The organism is Klebsiella sp. X13, assembly GCF_003323835.1.
Lineage (GTDB): Bacteria > Pseudomonadota > Gammaproteobacteria > Enterobacterales > Enterobacteriaceae > Klebsiella > Klebsiella ornithinolytica.
On the sequence record NZ_CP030874.1, the window covers coordinates 2,803,666 to 2,826,267 of the forward strand.

At 58.2% G+C, this 22,602-nt stretch carries 18 protein-coding genes; 9 read left to right on the forward strand and 9 right to left on the reverse strand.

What is annotated here, in order from left to right; translation table 11 throughout:
- Positions 1-5: 5 nt before the first annotated feature.
- Positions 6-3,053 carry a formate dehydrogenase-N subunit alpha gene (gene fdnG, locus DSD31_RS13360; protein WP_113991105.1) on the reverse strand — a complete coding sequence of 1,016 codons (3,048 nt, stop codon included), beginning with the start codon at positions 3,051-3,053 and terminating at the stop codon, positions 6-8.
- Positions 3,054-3,276: 223 nt separating this feature from the next.
- Here fdnG and yddG point away from each other — a divergent pair, with 223 nt between their 5' ends.
- Positions 3,277-4,155: an aromatic amino acid DMT transporter YddG gene (gene yddG / locus DSD31_RS13370; RefSeq protein WP_004861717.1), complete on the forward strand. Its 879-nt coding sequence runs from the start codon at positions 3,277-3,279 to the stop codon at positions 4,153-4,155.
- Here yddG and benD read toward each other — a convergent pair.
- The 7 genes from benD to DSD31_RS13405 form a co-directional block, all read right to left on the reverse strand.
- Positions 4,152-4,925, reverse strand: coding sequence for a benzoate diol dehydrogenase BenD (gene benD, locus DSD31_RS13375; RefSeq protein ID WP_004861716.1), 774 nt, complete (start codon positions 4,923-4,925; stop codon positions 4,152-4,154). The two genes, yddG and benD, sit on opposite strands and share 4 nt — an antisense overlap.
- A 9-nt stretch (positions 4,926-4,934) precedes the next feature.
- The gene (gene benC / locus DSD31_RS13380) at positions 4,935-5,948 is read right to left on the reverse strand and encodes a benzoate 1,2-dioxygenase electron transfer component BenC (RefSeq protein ID WP_064359364.1); all 1,014 of its coding nucleotides are present in this window, start codon (positions 5,946-5,948) and stop codon (positions 4,935-4,937) included.
- A 9-nt stretch (positions 5,949-5,957) separates the two neighbouring features.
- Positions 5,958-6,443, reverse strand: a complete 486-nt coding sequence (benB, locus tag DSD31_RS13385; RefSeq protein ID WP_088911771.1) for a benzoate 1,2-dioxygenase small subunit — start codon at positions 6,441-6,443, stop codon at positions 5,958-5,960.
- The gene (locus DSD31_RS13390; RefSeq protein WP_113991106.1) at positions 6,443-7,825 is read right to left on the reverse strand and encodes a Rieske 2Fe-2S domain-containing protein; all 1,383 of its coding nucleotides are present in this window, start codon (positions 7,823-7,825) and stop codon (positions 6,443-6,445) included. Before DSD31_RS13390 ends, benB begins: the two co-directional genes overlap by 1 nt.
- 144 nt (positions 7,826-7,969) lie before the next feature.
- Positions 7,970-8,896, reverse strand: coding sequence for a catechol 1,2-dioxygenase (gene catA / locus DSD31_RS13395; protein WP_004861706.1), 927 nt, complete (start codon positions 8,894-8,896; stop codon positions 7,970-7,972).
- A gap of 77 nt (positions 8,897-8,973) precedes the next feature.
- Positions 8,974-9,264: a muconolactone Delta-isomerase gene (gene catC, locus DSD31_RS13400; protein WP_004861704.1), complete on the reverse strand. Its 291-nt coding sequence runs from the start codon at positions 9,262-9,264 to the stop codon at positions 8,974-8,976.
- Between the two features lie 19 nt (positions 9,265-9,283).
- On the reverse strand, positions 9,284-10,450 hold the full coding sequence (locus DSD31_RS13405) for a muconate cycloisomerase family protein (RefSeq protein ID WP_369973984.1): 1,167 nt from the start codon (positions 10,448-10,450) through the stop codon (positions 9,284-9,286).
- Between the two features lie 211 nt (positions 10,451-10,661).
- Here DSD31_RS13405 and DSD31_RS13410 point away from each other — a divergent pair, with 211 nt between their 5' ends.
- The gene (locus DSD31_RS13410) at positions 10,662-11,459 is read left to right on the forward strand and encodes an IclR family transcriptional regulator domain-containing protein (protein ID WP_015584389.1); all 798 of its coding nucleotides are present in this window, start codon (positions 10,662-10,664) and stop codon (positions 11,457-11,459) included.
- A 2-nt stretch (positions 11,460-11,461) separates the two neighbouring features.
- Here the strand turns inward: DSD31_RS13410 and DSD31_RS13415 are convergent, their stop codons facing one another.
- On the reverse strand, positions 11,462-12,952 hold the full coding sequence (locus tag DSD31_RS13415; RefSeq protein ID WP_004861697.1) for an MFS transporter: 1,491 nt from the start codon (positions 12,950-12,952) through the stop codon (positions 11,462-11,464).
- 118 nt (positions 12,953-13,070) lie between these two features.
- Here DSD31_RS13415 and DSD31_RS13420 point away from each other — a divergent pair, with 118 nt between their 5' ends.
- From DSD31_RS13420 to DSD31_RS13450, 7 genes are all read left to right on the forward strand, one after another.
- Positions 13,071-13,661, forward strand: a complete 591-nt coding sequence (locus tag DSD31_RS13420) for a TetR family transcriptional regulator (protein WP_032717407.1) — start codon at positions 13,071-13,073, stop codon at positions 13,659-13,661.
- A gap of 276 nt (positions 13,662-13,937) precedes the next feature.
- Positions 13,938-15,326, forward strand: a complete 1,389-nt coding sequence (locus tag DSD31_RS13425; RefSeq protein WP_088402641.1) for a NarK family nitrate/nitrite MFS transporter — start codon at positions 13,938-13,940, stop codon at positions 15,324-15,326.
- Between the two features lie 137 nt (positions 15,327-15,463).
- A complete protein-coding gene (locus DSD31_RS13430; protein WP_064359367.1) occupies positions 15,464-19,204 on the forward strand; it encodes a nitrate reductase subunit alpha in 3,741 nt (1,246 codons plus the stop codon).
- Entirely contained in the window at positions 19,201-20,727 is a 1,527-nt protein-coding gene (gene narH / locus DSD31_RS13435; RefSeq protein WP_015584391.1) for a nitrate reductase subunit beta, read from the forward strand. Before DSD31_RS13430 ends, narH begins: the two co-directional genes overlap by 4 nt.
- On the forward strand, positions 20,727-21,422 hold the full coding sequence (gene narW / locus DSD31_RS13440; RefSeq protein ID WP_004861686.1) for a nitrate reductase molybdenum cofactor assembly chaperone: 696 nt from the start codon (positions 20,727-20,729) through the stop codon (positions 21,420-21,422). The genes narH and narW overlap by 1 nt, the downstream gene beginning before the upstream one ends.
- The gene (gene narI, locus DSD31_RS13445; RefSeq protein ID WP_004861681.1) at positions 21,419-22,099 is read left to right on the forward strand and encodes a respiratory nitrate reductase subunit gamma; all 681 of its coding nucleotides are present in this window, start codon (positions 21,419-21,421) and stop codon (positions 22,097-22,099) included. Before narW ends, narI begins: the two co-directional genes overlap by 4 nt.
- Before the next feature lie 192 nt (positions 22,100-22,291).
- Positions 22,292-22,564 (forward strand): hypothetical protein, encoded by a 273-nt coding sequence (locus DSD31_RS13450; protein ID WP_032717404.1) that lies wholly within the window; start codon positions 22,292-22,294, stop codon positions 22,562-22,564.
- Positions 22,565-22,602: the final 38 nt, after the last annotated feature.

The window sequence follows — 22,602 nt, forward strand, 5'->3', positions numbered from 1 at the left end:
GCTCCTTACGCTTTCTCGATGTTGACCAGAAACGCTTTATACTCCGGCGTTTGCGAGTTGGAATCGCCGACGTTTGGCGTCAGGGTATTGGCGATATAGCCTTTCTGCGCCACCCCTTCAAAGCCCCAGTGCAGCGGGATCCCGACGGTCTCCACCTGCTGGCCGTGAACGTTGAGGGTCCGCAGACGGCGAGTCACCACCGCCACCGCGCGAATAAAGCCGCGCTGGCTGCTCACCGTCACCCGATCGCCGTTGGCAATGCCTTTCGCCTGCGCCAGCCCTTCGCTGATTTCCACAAACTGTTCCGGCTGGGCGATGGCGTTGAGCCGCGCATGCTTGGTCCAGGTATGGAAATGCTCGGTCAGACGATAGGTCGTGCCGACGTAAGGGAACTTATCTTTTTTCCCTAAGCGCAGGGCGTCCTCTTCATACAGACGCACCACCGGACTGGAGATCACATGCGGATGCAGCGGGTTGGTCCCCAGCGGCGTTTCCATCGGCTCGTAATGTTCCGGGAACGGCCCTTCGGCCAGCTTATCGAGCGCAAACAGACGCCCCAACCCTTCCGGCTGCATGATAAACGGCCCGGTATTGCTGCCCGGCGCGGCGGTATTGAAGTCAGGAATATCGTTCCCCGCCCACTTGCTGCCGTTCCACTGGATCAACATCCGCTTCGGATCCCACGGCTTGCCGTTAATATCCGCCGACGCCCGGTTGTACAGCACGCGTCGGTTCAGCGGCCACGCCCAGGCCCAGCCCAGCGTATTGCCCAGCCCTGACGGATCGGCGTTATCGCGGTTGGCCATCTGGTTACCCTGCTCCGTCCAGCTACCGGCGTAGATCCAGCAGGACGAGGCCGTAGTGCCGTCATCGCGCAACAGCGCGAAGCTGCTCAACAGCTGGCCTTTTTTCGCCAGCAGAACGCCGTTGCTGTCGTAGAGATCCTCGAGCGCGTAGCCGTTGTTCTCTTTCGCCACCTCTTCCGACTCCGGATGATCCGGCTGCTTGTAGCTCCAGCTCATCTTCAGCAGCGGTTCCGCGCCTTTGCCGCCTTCACGGCGATACATCTCGCGCAGGCGATGGTAAATCCCGGCCAGAATTTCGCCGTCGTTACGCGCTTCGCCCGGCGCATCCTGGCCTTTCCAGTGCCACTGCAGCCAGCGCCCGGAGTTGGCAATCGACCCATCCTCTTCAGCAAAGCAGGTGGAGGGCAGACGGAACACTTCGGTCTGAATCGCCGCCGGGTCAACATCGTTCGACTCGCCGTGGTTTTGCCAGAAGGTCGAGGTTTCGGTCACCAGCGGGTCGATAACCACCATGTACTTCAGCTTGCTCAGGCTGCGGACCACCTTGTTTTTGTCCGGGAACGAGGCCACCGGGTTGAAGCCCTGGCAGATATAGCCCGTGACCTGACCTTTATCCATCATGTTGAAATACTTGATGACGTCGTAAGCCTGATCCCATTTCGGCAGCCAGTTAAAGCCCCAGTCGTTCTCTTTCTGCGCCGCATCGCCGTAAAACGCTTTCATCAGACTGACCGCAAACTTCGGATAGTTGCTCCAGTAGTTCACCTGATCCGGTCGCGTTGCTTTTGGCGTGTTCGCCGTCAGCCAGGTGTGCAGATCGGTCTGTTTTTCAGACGGCAGCGTCAGATAGCCAGGCAAGCTGGTCGACAGCAGGCCGAGGTCGGTTAAGCCCTGAATATTGGAGTGGCCGCGCAATGCGTTAACGCCGCCGCCGGCCATCCCCATGTTGCCGAGCAGCAGCTGGATCATCGCCATCGTGCGGATGTTCTGCGCGCCGACGGTATGCTGCGTCCAGCCCAATGCGTACAGGAAAGTGGTGGTCCGGTCCGCGGCGCTGGTGGAAGCCAGCACTTCGCACACTTTCAGGAAGTCGGCTTTCGGCGTTCCGCAGATATTCTCCACCACTTCCGGCGTATAGCGGGAGACATGCTGCTTCAGCAGGTTCCATACGCAGCGCGGATGTTGCAGGGTCTCATCGCGCAGGGCGTAGCCATTTTCGTCGAACTGATAGTTCCACGACGTTTTGTCGTACTGCCGTTTTTCAGCGTCGTAGCCGCTGAACAGGCCATCTTCGAAGGCAAAATCATCGCGCACCAGCAGGTTGGCGTTGGTGTAGTGCTTAACGTACTCCGCATTGATTTTGTTGTTTTCAATCAGGTACAGCAGCACTCCCGACAGGAAGGTAATGTCGGTCCCGGATCGAATCGGCGCATAGATATCGGCGACCGAAGCCGTACGCGTAAAGCGCGGGTCGACGACGATCAGCGTCGCATCGTTGTTGTTTTTCGCCTCCATCGCCCAGCGGAATCCCACCGGATGGGCCTCAGCGGCGTTGCCGCCCATCACCACCACGACGTTAGCGTTTTTGATATCAACCCAGTGGTTGGTCATCGCACCGCGACCAAATGTTGGAGCAAGACTTGCTACCGTTGGTCCGTGTCAGACGCGCGCCTGGTTATCCACTGCCAGCATGCCGAGCGAACGCACAAACTTCTGCGTCAGCATCCCGGTTTCGTTACTCGCCGCCGAGGCGCACAGCATCCCGGTTGAAAGCCAGCGGTTGACCACGGTGCCCTGCTCGTTTTTCTCAATAAAGTTGGCATCACGGTCGGCTTTCATCAGTCTGGCGATACGGGTAAAGGCATCGTCCCAGGAGATGCGCTGCCATTTGTCAGAGCCTGGCGCGCGGTATTCCGGATAGCGCAGACGGTTATCGCTGTGAACATAATCCAGCAGCCCCGCCCCTTTCGGGCATAAAGCGCCCCGACTGACCGGGTGATCGGGATCCCCTTCAATATGATAAATGGCTTCTTTCGCGTTCTTCGCGCCGTCGCCCAGGCTATACATTAATAGCCCGCAGCCCACGGAACAGTATGTGCAGGTGTTGCGGATCTCTTTGGCGCGCAATAATTTGTAATTACGCGCCTGAGCCAGCGCCATTTTGGGTGCGAAACCCAGGGCAGCAGCTGTTGTTCCGGCCATACCGCCTGCGCAGATTTTAAAAAACTTTCTGCGGCTGACGTCCATTGATTTTCTCCATGCAGGATGCGTGTTCATCGCGGGGGAAACTAACAGCAATGCCCCTGATTTTTTTGCGTCAAATCAATGTCGAAAACCATCGCCCCCTTAATAGTCAAGGTCAGCGGATTTCATTACTCCCTTTGTATTAAGCGCGAAGGAAAACAGGGGCCAGAAGGAATGAAAAAGTGTTATAAATCGACTCTTGATGAATATCGGTGTCAGGTTTGACATGGAAAAGAAAAAAGCAACGTTGACCGGTCTGGCTGCCATTGTGCTGTGGAGCACGATGGTCGGACTAATTCGTGGCGTCAGTGAAGGGTTAGGTCCGGTCGGCGGCGCGGCAATGATCTATACGCTGAGCGGCTTATTATTGCTGGCCACCGTCGGGTTTCCCCGGCTGCGGCAAATGCCGCGCGCCTATCTGCTGGCCGGCAGTCTGCTGTTCGTCAGCTATGAAATTTGTCTGGCGCTGTCGCTGGGCTTTGCCGGCAGCCGCCAGCAGGCGATTGAAGTCGGGATGGTCAATTATCTGTGGCCCAGCCTGACGATTCTCTTTGCCATTCTCTTTAATGGTCAGAAAACCAGCTGGCTGGTCGTTCCCGGCTTATTTCTCGCGCTGCTTGGCGTCACCTGGGTATTAGGTGGTGAGCATGGCCTGAATATCGATGAAATTACCCGGAACGTCGTCTCCAGCCCCCTGAGCTATATTCTGGCCTTTGTCGGCGCATTTATCTGGGCGACCTATTGCACGGTCACCGCAAAATATGCGCGCGGCAAAAACGGCATCACCCTGTTTGTTTTATTAACCGCCCTGACCCTGTGGCTCAAGTTTATGTTCAGCGATCAACCGCCGATGATTTTCAGCTGGCCGGTGGTCATTAAGCTGGTGATGTGCGCGGTGGCGCTGGGGTTTGGCTATGCGGCCTGGAACGTAGGTATTCTCCACGGCAACGTCAGCCTGCTGGCGGCCGCCTCTTACTTTACCCCGGTGCTCTCTTCGGCGCTGGCGGCGGTGCTGCTCAGCGCGGTCCTCTCCTGGCCATTCTGGCAGGGCGCCGGCATGGTATGCGCCGGCTCCCTGCTCTGCTGGTATGCCACCCGACGTTAGCCGAGGTCGCCTCCGGCCACCGGCAGCGTAACGCCGGTGATATAGCTTGCCTCATCGCTGGCGAGAAACAGGATCGCGTTCGCCTGTTCCGTCAGCGTGCCGTAGCGATGCATCAGGCTGCTCTCCACGGTTTGATCGACCACCTGCTGATACCACTCCTGCTCCTGCGCCGTGGGCGTTTCATGATTCCGCGGGGTTAAGCGCGCCGGCGCCTCGGTTCCGCCCGGCGCCACGGCGTTGATGCGAATCCCGCTGCCGCTGTACTCCATAGCAATCGAACGGGTCAGCGCGTTGACCCCGCCTTTCGCCGCCGAGTAAGGCACCCGGTTAACGCCCGCGGTGGCAACGGACGAGACGTTAACGATGCTGCCCTTGCCCTGTTTGAGCATCCACGGTAGCGCCGCGCGGCAGCCCCACAGCGTCGGAAACAGCGAGCGACGAATCTCTTTTTCAATCTGATCCGGCTGATATTCGGCAAACGGCCGCGCCCAGATCGTCCCCCCGATGTTATTAATCACCACGTCCAGTCGGCCAAAATGGGCGACCCCGGCGGCAAAAGCCTGCTCGGTGCTCTCCCACTGTTCGAGGTCTGCCTCCAGCGCCAGCACGTCGCTGCCCCCCTCGGCCAGCGTCGCCGCCAGCTCGTGGACATAGCGCGAACGGTCGATCAGCAGCAAACGGGCCCCTTCACGGGCGGCCTGCTCTGCAGTCTGACGGCCAATGCCCTGGGCGGCGCCGGTAATGGCCACCACTTGATGTTGAAAACGCATCGCTCCTCCTTATGCCGCCGCACTCTGGCTGGCGAGAAATTTTTCGTACCAGAAACCTGCCGGATTAATTCCCCGCTCGCGAAGCGCGCCGGAAACCGCGTTGACCATCGGCGGCGGGCCGCACAGATAGATGTCGACATCGCCATCGTTAAGCATCGCGTCATCAAGATGCCCGGTGACAAACCCGCGCTGCGGGCAGGCGCTCTGTTCATCGGCAACGACCGGCAGCCAGCGGTAGCCGGAAAGCTGATCGACAAACGCATCCAGCGCCTCGGTCTTCACCAGATCGCTATCGCGGGTGACGCCATAGAGCAGCGTAATCGGCCGGGTACTGCCCTGCAGGGCCAGGGTGTGCAGCATCGACAGCAGCGGCGCCAGCCCGGTCCCGCCCGCCAGCATCAGCAGCGGACGTTCCCCGTTGCGCAGGTAGAAGCTGCCCATCGGGCCGCTGAGGGTGAGACGATCGCCCGCTGCCGCCTGGCTCGTCAGCCACTGGCTCATTACCCCGCCGGGCACATTGCGGATCAGGAACCGACCTTCGCGCTCGCCCGGAAGCGAGCTGAAAGAGTAAGCGCGCACCTGCGGTGTGCCCGGTACCTGAATGTTGATGTATTGTCCGGGCAGAAAAGCCAGCGGTTCATCCAGCTGGAGCACCAGCTCAATGGCGGTCTCCGACAGGTGATTCACCTGCATCACCGCCGCACCGCTGCTGGCGAGCGCGGTTTTGCACTGCGCCGCAGCCACCGGAACGTCAATCACGCAATCGCTGGTCGGGATCATCTGACAGGTCAGCACCTGACGAGCATCGGCCTCTTCTTCGCTCAATGCCTCCTCGAGATACTCTTCCCCCATGCCATAGTCGCCGCTGGCGCAATGGCATTTGCAGGTCCCGCAGACGCCGTCCGAGCAATCCATCGGCAGGTTGACCTTCTGGCGGTAGGCGGCGTCCAGCACTTTTTCTCCCGCATTGCACTGGATAAAGCGGGTAATACCATCCTCAAAATTGAGTGCGATAGTAAACATATCCACCTCTTAAATATGGTAAACGTCAATCACCTGACGGATATAATCGTTGTTCAGCCGCACCGTCTTACTCAGGATCTGCGGTTTGCCGTCGCAGGTCGTCAAGGTGACGCAGGTCGAGCCAAACCACGCATCGGTGTGCTGGTACCGGTGGTTGTAAGTCACCCAGTTGTAGCGCACCTCCACCCCCTGCTCATTTTCGCCGAGCAGCTCAACGTTGCTGATCAGGTGGGTGGTACGCGGCTCCGGCGTACTGGCGCCAGAACGTTCCGTTTTGATGCGGTAGACGCGGTCCTCAAGTCCCTCGCGGTTCGGGTAATAGATCAGCGATATTTCGCGCTGCGGGTCGCGGGTCAGCTTGTCGTCATCGCCCCATGCCGGCATCCAGAACACCACTTTCGGGCTGTAGCACGTCAACCACTGATCCCACTGACGGTCGTCCAGCAGGCGGGCTTCGTAATAGAGAAACTGGCGAACCTGTTCAAGCGTCAGCATCACACCACCTCCACGCGTTGGGTTATGGACTGTTCATAGCGCTGCTGCTCTTTTTCCAGCGCCGCCATCATCACGTTTTGCCAGTGATGGTGATGGGCGATGTACAGCGCCTCATCCTCCGATTTCACCCCGCTAAGCAGCGGAGTGAATCCGGCATGCCGGGCGTGTTCATCCGGGCCATCGACCCAGTGCAGCGCGCCGCGACTGAGATCGCTCCACGCCAGGTTCTCGCCGAGATAGCCGCGCTGGCAGGCGCTGAACTCTTCCAGATCGTCCGGCGTTCCCATGCCGCTGACGTTAAAGAAATCCTCGTACTGGCGGATGCGCAGCGCGCGGGCCTGGTCCGGCTCGCCTTTCGGCGCGAAGCACCAGATAGTGACTTCGGTTTTGTCTACTGCGAGCGGGCGAATAACGCGGATCTGTGTGGAAAACTGGTCCATCAAATAGACGTTGGGATAGAGACAAAGATTGCGCGTTTCATTGACCATCTGGTCGGCGCGCAGCTCGCCAAACTCGGCCTGTAAGCGGGCCTGATGGGCGAAAACCGGGCGCACTTCCGGGTTGAGCGCCCGGGTCCACAGCAGCATATGGCCGTTTTCGAAACCGTAACCTCCGCCGAGACTTTTCGACCAGCCGTTGGCATCGACGGAATGCGTCCCTTCGGCTTCGTAGTTGCGGCGCGACATTGTGGAGGCGTAGTTCCAGTGCACCACGCTAACGTGGTAGCCGTCGGCGCCGTTTTCCGCCCCCAGCTTCCAGTTGCCCTCGTAGACATAGCTGGAGGAGCCTTTCAGCACTTCCAGCCCTTCCGGCGCCTGATCGACCATCAGATCGATAATTTTGCAGGTTTCGCCAAGATAAGTTTCCAGCGGCTGCACGTCCTCGCTGAGGCTGCCGAATAAGAAGCCGCGATATGAGGCAAAGCGCGGCAGTTTTTTCAGGTCATGCGACCCTTCATGTTTAAAGGTCTCCGGATAACCGCCGGTGCTTTCATCTTTGGCTTTCAGCAATTTACCGTTGTTGCCAAAGGTCCAGCCGTGGAACGGACAGGTAAACGAGTTTTTATTGCCGGTTTTACGACGGCAGAGCATGGCGCCGCGATGGGCGCAGCTATTAATTAACGCGTGCAAGGCATGCTGTTTATCGCGGGTGATAATAACCGGCTGTCGTCCGAGAGTCAGAGTAAAATAATCACCAGGCTCAGGAATTTGACTTTCATGGGCGAGGAACACCCAGTTCCCTTCAAATATATGTTTGATCTCAAATTCAAATAGCTGCGGATCGGTAAAAATCGAACGATGGCAGCGATAAATATGTTTTTGCCGGTCAACAATTAATGCATTGCTGATTTTATCTTTTAATAGCGAGAGTGTTTTTTGCATGAGCTTAGCCCTCCTGCAGAATTCAGGAATTAATAAAGTCAGAGAGAATAATCAATTCGGGAATATCCCCGGCCGCGCGTGGCAGGCCGGGCAACAGCATGACTCACCGCCCCGGGCGCACCGGCCCGGGAGGTGCGCCGGTCATTACTCTTGTGCGCGCAGGCGGGAAATACGCTGTTCTTCGTCGGCGTTGAGGGCCGGGCACAAAGTAAAGTCGAAGCGAATTTCGGTGTGTTCGCCGTCAAGCTCACGCTGCTGAATCAGCTCACGATCGGTGATTTTAACCGGGTCGGCAATCAGGCCATCGCGGGTGGCGAAGGCAAAGTCATCCCACAGATACTTATCACCGTTAAGGTTAATCTGGCTGGTTAAATGCTTGTGGCCCGGCGCGGAAACAAAGAAGTGAATATGTGCCGGACGGTTGCCGTGACGACCCAACTGGTTAAGCAGCTTTTGGGTCGGGCCATCCGGCGGACAGCCGTAGCCAGAAGGCATGATGCTACGCACGCTGTAGCGGCCATCTGCGCCGGTGCGGATGCGGCGACGCAGGTTGTATTCACTCTGGCTCTGGTCGAAGAACGAATAGTTCCCCAGGGTGTTGGCGTGCCAGATATCGACAATGGCGTTGGCAACCGGACGTCCCTGGGTGTCGCACACCTGACCGTGCAGCCACATGACTTCACCCGCATCGCGGCCGTCATCCATCCGCGCGTGCCCTTCTGCGAGCGGCGCATTGGCCACGTACAGCGGCCCCTCAATGGTGCGCGGCGTACCGGTTTCCCGATGCGCTGCGGCGTCAATCGCATCCTGACGCAGGTCGAGGAAGTGTTCCAGCCCGAGACCTGCCGCCAGCAGCGCCGCTTCCTGACGCCCGCCCAGTTCATGCAAATAGTTCACCGCATGCCAGAACTCTTCCTGGGTAATATTATAATCGTCGATCAGGGTGCACATATCTTCCAGTAAACGATGCACAATGGCTTTAAAGCGTTCATTACCGCCGGGAACATTTAACCCGGCACTTTCACGTAATAATTTCTGCACGGCTTCTTGTTGTACGAAAGAATTTTTCATTGTGATTCTCACTTATTGCTTGCAGTTGGCTTGTAGGGTTTACACCGGAATATCCGGCGCGAGGTTTTTTATTATTTTTAGCTATCGTCTTCACGAATCGAGGAGGGATGACGACACAGTGCCTCGACGCGTATTTCCATAAACGGGTATAACGGCAGAGCCATTAATATCTGGTGTAACTGGTCGGCATCACGCACATCAAAAATACTGACATTGGCGTACAGTCCGGCGACGCGCCAGATATGTCGCCAGGTGCCTTCACGCTGTAATTGCTGCGAATAGGCTTTTTCTCGTTGTTTAATCTCCTCAAGCTCGGCGGCGGGATATCCCAGCGGGATCTTGACGGTCATATCCACTTTAAACAGCATATTTTTCTCCTGTCATGTCCTACGCTTTGCGGGCATAGAACTGCAATTTGTCTTCATCGAGTTCGACACCTAAACCCGGTGTCTGAGGCAGGGCGACGCTGCCGTCGGTGAACGTTAGCGGCACGCTGACGATGTCATCTTTGAGCAACAGCGGACCAAACATTTCAGTGCCCCATTGCAGCGGCAGCGTCGACCAGGCGTGCAACGATGCGACGGTGCCCACGGTTCCTTCCAGCATGGTGCCGCCATACAATCCGATACCCGCCGCCTGCGCGACGTGCGCCAGGGCTAAAACGCTGGCCGGGCCGCCCGCTTTGGCAATTTTCAAGGCAAAGGCGCCGCTGAAGCCTTGCTGCGCCAGGCGATAGCCATCGTAGTGCGTCGCCACCGCTTCATCCGCCAGAATCGCGGTTTCAATGTGATGGCTGAGGCGAACCAGCGCCGCGTTGTCCTGCGCGCTGACCGGTTGTTCAATTAAGTCGATGCCCATCGCCGCCAGTTCACGACAGCCTTTTGCCGCCACAGTGGCGTCCCAGGCCTGGTTGACATCGACACGAATGCTCGCCCGATCGCCGAGGGCTTCGACAATCGCCCGGGTATGACGTAAATCGGTCGCCAGTTCGCGGGCGCCAATTTTCAACTTAAATGCCTGATGGCGACCTTCGGCCAGCAGCGTTTCCCCTTCGGCGATATCCTTGTTGGTATCCCCGCTCGCCAGGGTCCACAGCACCGGCAGCGAGGTCTGCAGCGCGCCGCCAAGCAGCGCTGAAACCGGCAGCCCCAGCGCCTTGCCCTGCGCATCCAACAGCGCGGTTTCAATGGCGGATTTGGCGAAGGTGTTACCTTTGATGGCGCTGTTGATACGCTGCGTCAGCGCATTCAGGTTATCGGCGGGCTGCCCTTTGAGCAGCGGCGTCAGATAATGGTTAATGGCGCTGGAGATGGCTTCCGGACTCTCGACGCCATAGCTCAGCCCGCCGATGGTGGTCGCCTCGCCGATACCGCAAATACCGTCAGAGCGCGTAATGCGGACAATCACCAGCGTCTGGCAGCCCATGGTTGTCATTGAGAGTTTGTGCGGGCGAATGGTCGGGACATCAACCAGCCAGCTTTCAATGCGTTCTACGGTCGCGGTCATGTTTTCTTCCTGATCGTTAAATTCATAACTTTTTGTGACGCCAACCATAACGAAGGGTGACGGTGACTTTGACAATAGGGGGGAGCCGGTGAAATGGTCAACGGCGATAATCGAAATGTTGTGCGATTATCGACGCACTTGTTAAAATGAGGTTAATAATGTGATCCGGGTGGTAAAACAGGCACATTCCGTCGCCGCCCTTTTTCCCCACGGTATAGTGGTGCCCGTGAGCTTTTGTTTTCGAATGGAGAGGAATTCAATGAGCGCGACACCGCCAACCCCCCTCAGCGCCAGGCAGGCCGAACACGACCCGAATTTCATGCTGTCGCTGGCGCGCGGGTTGGAAGTTCTCAGCGCCTTTACTCCCCAGCGCCAGCGGCTGACTATCTCGCAGCTCAGCCAGAAAACGCAGATTTCCCGCGCCGCCGTCCGCCGCTGCCTGTATACCCTGGCCGCACTCGGCATGGTGCACAGTCCTGACGGACGCAGCTATGAACTGTTGCCGCGGGTGTTGGCCGTCGGCCACGCCTATCTGGCCGGAACGCCGCTGGCGAAAGTGGCCCAGACCGCGCTGGATAACCTCGGTAAGAGCCTCGGCGAATCTTGCTCCGCCGCCACCCTCGATGGCGATAACGTGCTCTATATTGCCAGGGCCGCAGTCAATAATCTGCTGAGCGTTGATATCGGTCGCGGCAGCCGTCTCCCCGCATGGGCGACCTCTATGGGCCGCGTACTGCTTAGCGCCCTGGCGGAAGAGCAGCTGGACGTGACATTGTCACGCGCGAATTTAATTCGCTACACCCCGCATACGCTGTGTGATTTAGCGGGATTGCGGGAGGAAATAACCAGAGTACGTATGCAGGGATATGCGATCGCCGATCGGCAAATTGAGGTGGGATTATGTTCGCTGGCGGTACCGCTGCTGTCACGCAGCGGCCAGGTGGTGGCGGCGCTCAACGTCGGCGTGCCCGCCAGTGCCATGAGCGCCGCCGCGCTGAGAGAGAAAGCGCTGGCCCCGCTGCGGCGGGCGGCCATGGAGCTTTCTCTCCAGCTGTAGGGCTAGTTCATTTTCGGCGCCTGCGCCAGACTGCGCCAGATCCCGGCGGCCAGCAGCAGCAGCAGCACCCCGGCGGTGGCCAGCACGATGCTGTGGGCGCTGATAAACGCGGTTTTCGCCGCTGCAATCAGCGAATGCGCCGGAACTGCGGGCAGCGATTGCGCCAGGGCGATCGCTTCGCTGATGGACGACGAGGCCTGCGCTGCGGCCTGACCGTCCACCCCGGCGGGCAGCACAATCGATGAACTGTAGCTGCGGGTCAGAATCAGGCCAAACAGCGCGATCCCCAGACCGGCCCCCAGCTCGTAGGCCATCGTTTCAATGGCGCCGGCCGCCGCCGCTTTCTCTTTCGGCGCCGCCGCCATAATGGCGGAGCCGGAAGCCAACAATGCGCTGGCGACGCTGAAGCCTAAGAGAATCATCAATCCCCATGCCAGCCACTGCTGGGAGCTGAAATCGGTCATCGACAGACCGAGGAAACTGAGCGCGCTCAGCAGCATACCGCCGGTTGCCACCAGCCGCAGGCCCAGGCGAGAAACCATCACCCCGGCAACAGGTCCGCTAAACCCGCTCGCCAGCATCAGCGGCAGCATAAACAGCCCGGCTTCAAACGGTGTTTTGCCGTGGACGAACTGTAGCTCCTGCGCCATCAGTAGCTCGAAGCCAACCAGGGTAATCAGGGCGGTCATCGCCATCATCACGCCGCTTAAGATAATGCGATGCGTAAACAGGCGCATATCGACCATCGGCGTCGCGGCGGAAAGCTGCTGGCGAACAAAGCGCACCAACAGCGCCAGGCCCACCAGCGCGATCGATCCGGTCAGCCATAATGCCATCTGCCCTTTCAGCGCCGATTTTGCGCTGAACACCAGCATCAGGATCGCCACAATCAGCATCAATGCCTGGGTCAGATTAAGCGGCTGTTCGCGCCGTGCCGGCTGGCGCGGCACCATCCGCGCACTGAAGGCGATAACCGCCAGCACGATGGGCACGTTGATCAGGAATACCGATCCCCAGTAAAAATGTTCCAGCAGGATCCCGCCCACCAGCGGGCCGAAGGCGGCGCCGCCAGAGCCAATCGCCGCCCACAGGCCGAGCGCCATGTTGCGGTGGCGCGCCTGCGAAAAAGTGTTACGGATACCGGCGAGCGTCGCCGGGACGATCATCGCCGCACCAATGGCCAGCAGCGCGCGGGAGGCGATCAGCGCCAGCGCAGTGGGTGAAAATGCCGCCGCCAGCGACGAAACGCCGAAAATAGCGCTGCCGAGCAGCAACAGCCGTTTAAAGCCAATTTTATCGCCGAGCGCCCCCATCGGCAGCACCATACCGGCCATGACTAATGAATAAATATCAATGATCCACAGCAGCTCATTGCTGCTGGTCCCCAACGACATACTAAGCGTTGGCGCGGCGACATGCAGTACCGTGGCATCAATCGCCACCGGTAAATACACCAACAAAATCGCCACCAGCGTTAACCATTGCCGAGACATACTTTTTCCTCAATTTTGCAAATTGGACACGCGTCCAGGATTGCGATCCTGCCGGATTGTTGAACAACTGTCCAACTTTTTGTTACTATCGAAGAAAACCACGGCTCAGCGGGGAAATATGCACTACTTAAATCGGGAAGCGCGTCGGGAGGTGATCATGCTGGCGGCGATGCGTGTCGCGCTGCAGGGGGGCTTAGGCGCCATGACCGTCCGGCAAATCGCCGCCGAAGCCGGAGTCTCCACCGGGCAGTTGCATCACCATTTCACCTCCATCGGCGAGCTTAAGGCGCAGGCCTTCGTTCGTTTAATTCGTGAGATGCTGGATATCCAGCTGGTAGCGGAAGACGCCAGCTCGCGCGAGCGCCTGTTTTCAATGCTCGGCAGCGAAGATGGCCGCCTGGATCCCTATATCCGTTTGTGGCGCGAAGGCCAACTGCTCTCCGGGAGCGATAGCGACATCAAAGAGGCCTACCTGCTCACCATGTCGATGTGGCACGAAGAGACGGTCAATATTATTCGTCTCGGCAGCGAAAGCGGTGAATTTCATCCCGATGACAGCGCGGAGAATATCGCCTGGCGTTTAATTGCCCTGGTCTGCGGTCTGGATGGGATTTATGCGCTGGGAATGGAAGCGATCGACGACAGCGCATTTACACGTTATATAAACTATTATATAACGTTAGAACTACTGCGCCCGCCAACCATTTAGCCAACTGAGCTTCTGAATGCGCCGGGAAGGCACGGTCTGTCGGCCCGGCAGACCTGTCGCCGCTGCTGACAGGAGCGCAGTTTAAGTCACATTTCATTTACATTTAGTAACAAATAATAAACCCCTATTGCGCACGCGCTTTCCTGAAGCGTTTTTTTTTATCTATTCTTCAAACACTACAATAATTCATTCGACCAGCCTTAATCGCCTCTTCTGCTTAATTTGCGGTGTTGTCATCTTTAAATTTTCTTTGGTTACTGTGCATTCGAGGGCAATATGTCAAGAGAAAGTGAGAAAGATAATCATTACCTTTTAAAAGGGTGGCGCCCGGAAAATCCAGCATTCTGGGAAAATAAAGGCAAAGCCATTGCGCGAAGAAATCTTTTTATTTCAGTAAGTTGTTTACTTCTTGCCTTCTGCGTCTGGATGTTATTCAGCGCGGTTGCGGTGAATCTTAATAAAGTCGGCTTTAATTTCACTACCGATCAGCTTTTTTTATTAACCGCGCTTCCTTCGCTGTCCGGGGCAATATTACGCGTGCCCTATTCTTTTATGGTTCCTATATTTGGCGGACGCTACTGGACGGTGATCAGCACCGTTATTTTAGTGGTGCCCTGCCTGTGGCTTGGGATCGCGGTGCAAAACCCGGCAACCCCATTCTGGATATTTATTCTCATCGCTCTGCTCTGCGGTTTTGCCGGAGCTAACTTTGCCTCCAGCATGGGCAACATCAGTTTTTTCTACCCGAAAGCGAAGCAAGGCAGCGCCCTCGGCGTGAACGGCGGCCTGGGTAACCTCGGCGTCAGCGTGATGCAGCTGCTCTCGCCGGTAGTGATCTTCGTGCCGATCTTCACTTTTGTCGGCGTTCGCGGCGTCGATCAACCGGACGGCGCAACCCTGTGGCTCGGCAACTCGCCGCTCATCTGGGTGCCGCTGCTGCTCGCCGCTACCGTGGCGGCGTGGTTCGGGATGAACGATATCGCCGGTGCCAAAACCTCCATTCGCGATCAGCTCCCGGTGTTGAAACGCCCGCATATGTGGTTGCTGAGCCTGCTTTATCTCGCCACCTTCGGCTCGTTCATCGGGTTTTCCGCCGGCTTCGCGATGCTGGCCAAAACGCAGTTTCCGGATGTGAATATCCTGAAACTGGCCTTCTTTGGCCCGTTTATCGGCGCCCTGGCGCGCTCCTTCGGCGGCATCATTTCCGACCGTCTGGGCGGCGTCAACGTCACCCTGGTGAACTTCATTCTGATGGCGCTGTTTACCGGCCTGCTGTTCCTCACCCTACCCGGCTCCGGTTCCGGGAGTTTTCTGGCGTTTTACGTGGTGTTTATGGGGCTGTTTCTCACCGCGGGTCTCGGCAGCGGCTCTACGTTCCAGATGATCGCCGTGATCTTTCGCCAGATAACCATCGATAGCGTCAAGAAACGCGGCGGCAGCGATGAGCAGGCCCAGCACGAAGCGGTCACCGATACCGCCGCCGCGCTCGGGTTTATCTCCGCTATTGGCGCGGTCGGGGGCTTCTTCATCCCGAAAGCCTTTGGCACCTCGTTAGCCATGACCGGTTCCCCGGTTGGCGCCATGAAGGTTTTCTTTGTCTTTTATGTCGTTTGCGTACTGGTGACCTGGCTGGTCTACGGTCGTCGTAAACTGGCAAAAAAATAACGGCATCGTTGCCGGATGGCGGCTGACGCCTTTATCCGGCCTACGGGATCGTGCGGTCTTGCTGGCCGGATAAGGCGCTAACGCGTCGCATCCGGCAAGGGCTTGATGCCGGACATTATCGGAGCAGGAGAAACGTCATGAGTAAACTACTGGATCGCTTTCGCTACTTTAAGCAGAAACGCGAGACCTTTGCCAACGGCCACGGTCAGGTCCTGGATACCAACCGTGACTGGGAAGATAGTTACCGTCAGCGCTGGCAGTTCGACAAGATCGTCCGTTCCACGCACGGAGTAAACTGTACGGGCTCATGCAGCTGGAAAATTTACGTCAAAAACGGGCTGGTCACCTGGGAAACCCAGCAGACCGACTATCCGCGTACCCGCCCGGATCTGCCCAACCACGAACCGCGCGGCTGCCCGCGCGGCGCCAGCTACTCCTGGTATCTCTACAGCGCCAACCGACTCAAATACCCGCTGGCACGTAAACGGCTGATTGAGCTGTGGCGCACGGCGCTGGCCCGCCATCCCGACCCGGTCGATGCCTGGAACAGCATTATGGAAGATCCGCAGCAGTGTCTCAGCTACAAGCAGATGCGCGGCAAAGGCGGGTTTATTCGCTCGACCTGGAAAGAGCTGAACCAGCTGATTGCCGCCGCCAACGTCTGGACCATCAAGCACTATGGCCCGGACCGCATTGTCGGCTTCTCGCCGATCCCGGCGATGTCGATGGTCTCTTATGCCGCTGGTACCCGCTACCTGTCGCTAATTGGCGGTACCTGCCTGAGCTTCTACGACTGGTATTGCGACCTGCCCCCCGCCTCGCCGATGACCTGGGGCGAACAGACCGACGTACCGGAATCTGCCGACTGGTATAACTCCAGCTACATCATCGCCTGGGGCTCTAACGTGCCGCAGACCCGAACGCCTGACGCCCACTTTTTTACCGAGGTGCGCTACAAAGGCACCAAAACTATTGCTATTACGCCGGACTATTCGGAAGTGGCGAAACTGTGCGATCAGTGGCTGGCGCCGAAACAGGGTACCGACAGCGCGCTGGCCATGGCGATGGGCCATGTCATCTTAAAACGCTTCCATCTCGACAATCCGAGCGATTACTTCCTTAACTACTGCCGCCACTACACCGACATGCCGATGCTGGTGCTGCTCGACGATCGCGACGATGGTACCACCGTCCCCGGGCGAATGGTGCGCGCTTCTGACCTGCTGGACGGGCTGGGTGAGAGCAACAATCCGGAGTGGAAAACCGTGGCCTTCAGTTCCGCCGGTGAACTGGTCGCCCCCAATGGCTCTATCGGTTTTCGCTGGGGCGAAAAAGGGAAATGGAACCTCGAACCGCGGGCCGCCGGGAAGGAGACCGAACTGGCGCTGTCCCTGCTGAATATCAAAGATACCGTCGCCGCCGTGGGCTTCCCCTACTTTGGTGGCAACGAGAACCCGCATTTTCGCAGCGTTGAGCAGCAGCCTGTGCTGATTCATCGGCTTCCGGCCAAACGTCTGACCCTGGCCAGCGGCGAGAGCAAACTGGTGGTGAGCGTCTATGACCTGGTCCTGGCTAACTACGGCCTCGACCGGGGGCTCGACGATGAGAACGCGGCCGGCGATTTCAGCGAGGTGAAAGCCTACACTCCGGCCTGGGCGGAGCAGATTACCGGCGTTCCCCGCCACCACATAGAGCAAATCGCCTGGGAGTTCGCCGATACCGCGCATAAAACCCACGGTCGCTCGATGATTATCCTCGGTGCCGGCGTCAACCACTGGTACCACATGGATATGAACTACCGGGGGATGATCAATATGCTGGTGTTCTGCGGCTGCGTCGGACAGAGCGGCGGCGGCTGGTCGCACTATGTCGGCCAGGAAAAACTGCGTCCGCAGACCGGCTGGCTGCCGCTGGCGTTTGCCACCGACTGGAACCGCCCGCCGCGCCAGATGAACAGCACCTCTTATTTCTACAACCACTCCAGCCAGTGGCGCTATGAAAAGCTGACCGCCCAGGAGCTGCTTTCACCGCTGGCGGACGCCAGTCGATATACCGGACACCTGATTGATTTTAACGTGCGCGCCGAGCGCATGGGCTGGCTGCCTTCCGCCCCGCAGCTCAGCGTCAATCCGCTGACCATTAAGCAGCAGGCCGATGCCGCCGGCCTCTCACCCGCCGACTACACCGTGCAGGCGTTAAAATCCGGCGCCATCCGCTTTGCCTGCGAGCAGCCGGACAACGGTAAAAACCATCCGCGGAATATGTTTATCTGGCGCTCCAACCTGCTGGGTTCCTCCGGCAAGGGGCATGAGTACATGCTCAAATATCTGCTGGGCACCGACAGCGGCATCCAGGGCGATGAACTGGGGGCGACGGACGAGGTTAAACCGGAAGAGGTCGAGTGGCAGACCCCGGCGATTGAAGGCAAGCTCGATCTGCTGGTGACCCTCGATTTCCGCATGTCGAGCACCTGCCTGTTCTCAGATATCGTTCTGCCGACCGCCACCTGGTATGAAAAAGACGATATGAACACCTCGGATATGCATCCGTTTATCCACCCGCTTTCCGCCGCCGTCGACCCGGCCTGGGAAGCCAAAAGCGACTGGGAAATCTATAAAGAGATCGCCAACGTCTTTTCGACGGTCTGCGTCGGCCATCTCGACGCGGAGACCGATGTGGTGCTTCTGCCTCTGCAGCATGACTCTGCGGGCGAACTGTCCCAGCCTTTCGATGTGGTTGACTGGCATAAGGGCGAGTGCGATCTGATTCCGGGGAAAACGGCCCCGACCATTGCGGTAGTCGAGCGCGATTACCCTGCCACCTACGAGCGCTTCACCTCCCTGGGCCCGCTGCTGGATAAGCTGGGCAACGGCAGTAAAGGCATCAGCTGGAAAACCCAGGATGAGGTCGATTTCCTCGGCAAACTCAATTACGTCAAGCTCGACGGCCCGGCAAAAGGCCGCCCGCGCATCGACAGCGCCATCGACGCCACGGAAGTGATCCTCAGCCTGGCGCCAGAAACCAACGGCCAGGTGGCGGTCAAAGCCTGGCAGGCGCTGGGAGAGTTTACCGGACGCGATCACACCCATCTGGCTATCAACAAAGAAGATGAGAAGATTCGCTTTCGCGATATTCAGGCCCAGCCGCGCAAAATCATCTCCAGTCCGACCTGGTCCGGGCTGGAAAGCGAGCACGTCTCCTACAACGCCGGCTACACCAATGTCCATGAACTGATCCCCTGGCGCACGCTCTCCGGCCGCCAGCAGCTGTATCAGGATCATCCGTGGATGCGCGCCTTCGGTGAAAGTCTGGTGGTCTACCGGCCGCCGATTGATACCCGGAGCGTCAGCCATATGCATCAGATTCCGCCGAACGGCTTCCCGGAAAAGGCGCTCAATTTCCTCACCCCGCACCAGAAATGGGGGATTCACTCCACCTACAGCGAAAACCTGCTGATGCTGACCCTGTCGCGCGGCGGGCCGATCGTCTGGATCAGTGAAACCGACGCCAGAGAGCTTGGCATTGAGGACAACGACTGGATTGAGGCCTTCAACGCCAACGGTGCGCTCACCGCCCGGGCGGTGGTCAGCCAGCGCGTACCGCCCGGCATGACCATGATGTACCACGCGCAGGAGCGCATCATGAACATTCCCGGATCTGAAGTCACCGGCCGTCGCGGCGGCATTCATAACTCGGTGACCCGCATTTGCCCGAAACCCACCCACATGATTGGCGGCTATGCGCAGCTGGCCTACGGCTTTAACTATTACGGTACCGTCGGCTCCAACCGCGATGAGTTCATCATGATTCGTAAAATGAAAAACATTAACTGGCTGGATGACGAAGGTCGCGATCAGGTACAGGAGGCGAAAAAATGAAAATCCGCTCACAAGTTGGAATGGTGCTCAATCTCGACAAATGCATCGGCTGCCACACCTGCTCGGTCACCTGCAAGAACGTCTGGACCGGGCGCGAAGGGATGGAATACGCCTGGTTTAACAACGTCGAAACCAAACCCGGTATCGGCTACCCGAAAAACTGGGAAGACCAGGAAGAGTGGCAAGGCGGCTGGATCCGCGGGATCACCGGTAAGCTGACGCCGCGCCTCGGCAACCGCGTTGGCGTGTTGGCAAAAATCTTCGCCAACCCGCAGCTGCCGGGCATCGACGACTATTACGAACCCTTCACCTACGATTACCAGCATCTGCATACCGCGCCGGAGAGCCAGCATCTGCCTACCGCCCGCCCCCGTTCGCTGATTAGCGGTAAGCGAATGGATAAAATCAGCTGGGGCCCCAACTGGGAAGAGCTGCTTGGCGGCGAGTTTGAAAAGCGCGCCCGTGACCGTAACTTCGAAGCCATGCAGAAAGAGATGTACGGCCAGTTTGAAAACACCTTCATGATGTATCTGCCGCGCCTGTGCGAACACTGCCTTAACCCGAGCTGCGTCGCGACCTGCCCGAGCGGGGCTATCTATAAGCGCGAAGAGGATGGCATCGTACTGATCGATCAGGATAAATGCCGTGGCTGGCGCATGTGCATCAGCGGCTGCCCGTACAAAAAAATCTACTTTAACTGGAAGAGCGGCAAATCGGAGAAGTGCATCTTCTGCTATCCGCGGATTGAATCCGGCCAGCCGACGGTCTGTTCGGAAACCTGCGTCGGGCGCATTCGCTACCTCGGCGTGCTGCTGTATGACGCCGACCGGATTGAGGAAGCGGCCAGCACCGAACATGAAACCGACCTCTATGAACGCCAGTGCGAGGTATTCCTCGACCCGCACGACCCGGCGGTGATTGAAGAGGCGCTGAAACAAGGGATCCCGCATAACGTCATCGACGCGGCGCAGAAATCGCCGGTGTATAAACTGGCGATGGACTGGAAGCTGGCGCTACCGCTGCACCCGGAGTATCGCACCCTGCCGATGGTCTGGTACGTCCCGCCGCTGTCACCGATTCAGTCGGTCGCCGACGCCGGCGGCCTGCCAAATAATGGCAGCATTCTGCCTGCCGTCGAAAGCCTGCGCATTCCGGTGCAGTATCTCGCCAATCTGCTGAGCGCCGGCGATACCGGCCCGGTGCTGCGCGCCCTGAAACGCATGATGGCGATGCGCCACTACAAACGCTCACAGACCGTCGAAGGAGTGACCGACACCCGGGCTATCGAAGAGGTGGGCTTAAGCGTGGAACAGGTCGAGGAGATGTACCGCTACCTGGCCATCGCTAACTACGAAGATCGCTTCGTGATCCCCACCAGCCACCGGGAAATGGCGGAAGATGCCTTCCCGGAACGCAACGGCTGCGGATTTACCTTCGGCGACGGTTGCCACGGGTCGGATACCAAATTCAACCTGTTCAACAGCCAGCGCATCGATGCGATCAACATCGGGGAGAAAGAGTAATGCGGATCCTCAAAATTATCGGTCTGCTGCTGGAGTATCCGGATAGCCTGCTGTGGGACAACCGTGAAGAGGCGCTGGAATTGGTCCGTGCCGATGCGCCGGCGCTACTGCCGTTTGTTGAATCGCTGCTGGCCGCCCCGCTGCTCGACCGCCAGGCCGAATGGTGTGAAGTGTTTGACCGCGGACGGGCCACCTCGCTGCTGCTGTTTGAGCACGTGCACGCGGAGTCCCGCGACCGCGGCCAGGCGATGGTCGAGCTGATGAATCAGTATGAGCAGGCCGGGCTGCACATCGACTGCCGGGAGCTGCCTGACCATTTACCGCTCTATCTGGAGTACCTCAGTAGCCTGCCGCCAGACGACGCCAGAGAAGGCTTGCAAAACGTGGCCCCGATTCTGGCGCTGCTTGGCGGGCGTGTCAAACAGCGCCAGTGTCAATATTATCAGCTGTTTGACGTCCTGCTGGCGCTGGCTGGCAGCGCGCTCAGCAGTGACAGTGTCACCAGGCAGGTGGCGGGTGAAAAGCGCGATGATACCCGCCAGGCGCTGGATGCGGTGTGGGAGGAGGAGCAGGTGAAGTTTATCGAAGATAACGCCACCGCCTGCGACAGCTCCCCGATGCAACATTATCAACGACGCTTTAGCCAGGACGTCGCGCCACAGTACGTCGACGTCGGTGCCGGAGGCCCGAAATGATACAGTACCTGAACGTCTTTTTTTACGATATCTACCCCTATCTGTGCGGGACGGTGTTTCTCATCGGCAGCTGGCTACGCTACGACTACGGGCAGTATACGTGGCGCGCCTCTTCCAGCCAGATGCTCGACAAACGCGGCATGGTGCTGTGGTCGAATCTGTTCCATATCGGCATCCTGGGCATCTTCTTCGGCCACCTCTTCGGGATGCTGACCCCGCACTGGGTTTACTCCTGGTTCCTGCCAATGTCGCAAAAGCAGCTGATGGCGATGATTCTCGGCGGGATCTGCGGCGTACTGACGCTGGTGGGCGGCGCCGGGCTGCTGATTCGTCGTCTGACCAACCCGCGCATTCGCGCCACCTCATCGACGGCGGATATTGTGATTCTGAGCATTCTGCTGATTCAGTGTGCGCTGGGTCTGACGACCATCCCCTTCTCCGCTCAACATCCTGACGGCAGTGAAATGCTGAAGCTGGTGGACTGGGCGCAGGCGGTGGTGACCTTCCACGGCGGCGCCTCGGCGCATCTTGATGGCGTGGCATTTATCTACCGCGTTCACCTGGTGCTGGGGATGACCATCTTCCTGATCTTCCCGTTCACTCGCCTGGTGCACGTCTGGAGCGCGCCAATAGAGTATTTGACCCGCCGCTACCAGCTGGTGAGATCCCGACGCTGAAGGTTTGACTCCCTCTCTGTCAACCCTTATGAGCTAACCCGTCAGCCTCCGCGCCAGGAGGCTGACGCTGTTAAAACAGGGGGAAAAGGTAAACCTGTAGTCGCTTCCCGCAATGACTTATACTGTTCCCGCACGTAATCTCTTCTCTTGAAACGCGCTGACTCAACCGGATGATACGTAGGTGAGGGAACCATGGGTAAATACGTCATTTTTATCAGCAGTCGCGGCGGGAGAGCCGTAGCAAAAGACGCAGTGACATCCTCTTTGCTTAAAGAGATGAAACGACAGGGATTCAGAAAACATCACGTTGAGGTAGAAGCTGAAAACGAAAACGATGCCGTTAAAGCGTTAAACAGATTTAATGACGATTATCTGACGGAGGTAAAGGAGTACACCGCGAGCGTCATATTTGTGTGCCTGTGCGCGATTGTTGCTTTCATCGTTTTTCTATTTTCAAACAGATAGCAAATTTACGCCTCCAGGCGCAACAAACAGATGAACAA

Bases quoted from the DNA above. Each gene is read 5' to 3' on its own strand.
- benC (WP_064359364.1), bottom strand. From the start codon at position 5,948: ATGTTTACTATCGCACTCAATTTTGAGGATGGTATTACCCGCTTTATC.
- narW (WP_004861686.1), top strand. From the start codon at position 20,727: ATGCGGATCCTCAAAATTATCGGTCTGCTGCTGGAGTATCCGGATAGC.
- narH (WP_015584391.1), top strand. From the start codon at position 19,201: ATGAAAATCCGCTCACAAGTTGGAATGGTGCTCAATCTCGACAAATGC.
- DSD31_RS13390 (WP_113991106.1), bottom strand. From the start codon at position 7,825: ATGCAAAAAACACTCTCGCTATTAAAAGATAAAATCAGCAATGCATTA.
- DSD31_RS13450 (WP_032717404.1), top strand. From the start codon at position 22,292: ATGGGTAAATACGTCATTTTTATCAGCAGTCGCGGCGGGAGAGCCGTA.
- catC (WP_004861704.1), bottom strand. From the start codon at position 9,264: ATGCTGTTTAAAGTGGATATGACCGTCAAGATCCCGCTGGGATATCCC.
- DSD31_RS13405 (WP_369973984.1), bottom strand. From the start codon at position 10,450: ATGGTTGGCGTCACAAAAAGTTATGAATTTAACGATCAGGAAGAAAAC.
- DSD31_RS13420 (WP_032717407.1), top strand. From the start codon at position 13,071: ATGCACTACTTAAATCGGGAAGCGCGTCGGGAGGTGATCATGCTGGCG.
- benD (WP_004861716.1), bottom strand. From the start codon at position 4,925: ATGCGTTTTCAACATCAAGTGGTGGCCATTACCGGCGCCGCCCAGGGC.
- benB (WP_088911771.1), bottom strand. From the start codon at position 6,443: ATGCTGACGCTTGAACAGGTTCGCCAGTTTCTCTATTACGAAGCCCGC.
- DSD31_RS13425 (WP_088402641.1), top strand. From the start codon at position 13,938: ATGTCAAGAGAAAGTGAGAAAGATAATCATTACCTTTTAAAAGGGTGG.
- DSD31_RS13430 (WP_064359367.1), top strand. From the start codon at position 15,464: ATGAGTAAACTACTGGATCGCTTTCGCTACTTTAAGCAGAAACGCGAG.
- catA (WP_004861706.1), bottom strand. From the start codon at position 8,896: ATGAAAAATTCTTTCGTACAACAAGAAGCCGTGCAGAAATTATTACGT.
- DSD31_RS13415 (WP_004861697.1), bottom strand. From the start codon at position 12,952: ATGTCTCGGCAATGGTTAACGCTGGTGGCGATTTTGTTGGTGTATTTA.
- narI (WP_004861681.1), top strand. From the start codon at position 21,419: ATGATACAGTACCTGAACGTCTTTTTTTACGATATCTACCCCTATCTG.
- DSD31_RS13410 (WP_015584389.1), top strand. From the start codon at position 10,662: ATGAGCGCGACACCGCCAACCCCCCTCAGCGCCAGGCAGGCCGAACAC.
- yddG (WP_004861717.1), top strand. From the start codon at position 3,277: ATGGAAAAGAAAAAAGCAACGTTGACCGGTCTGGCTGCCATTGTGCTG.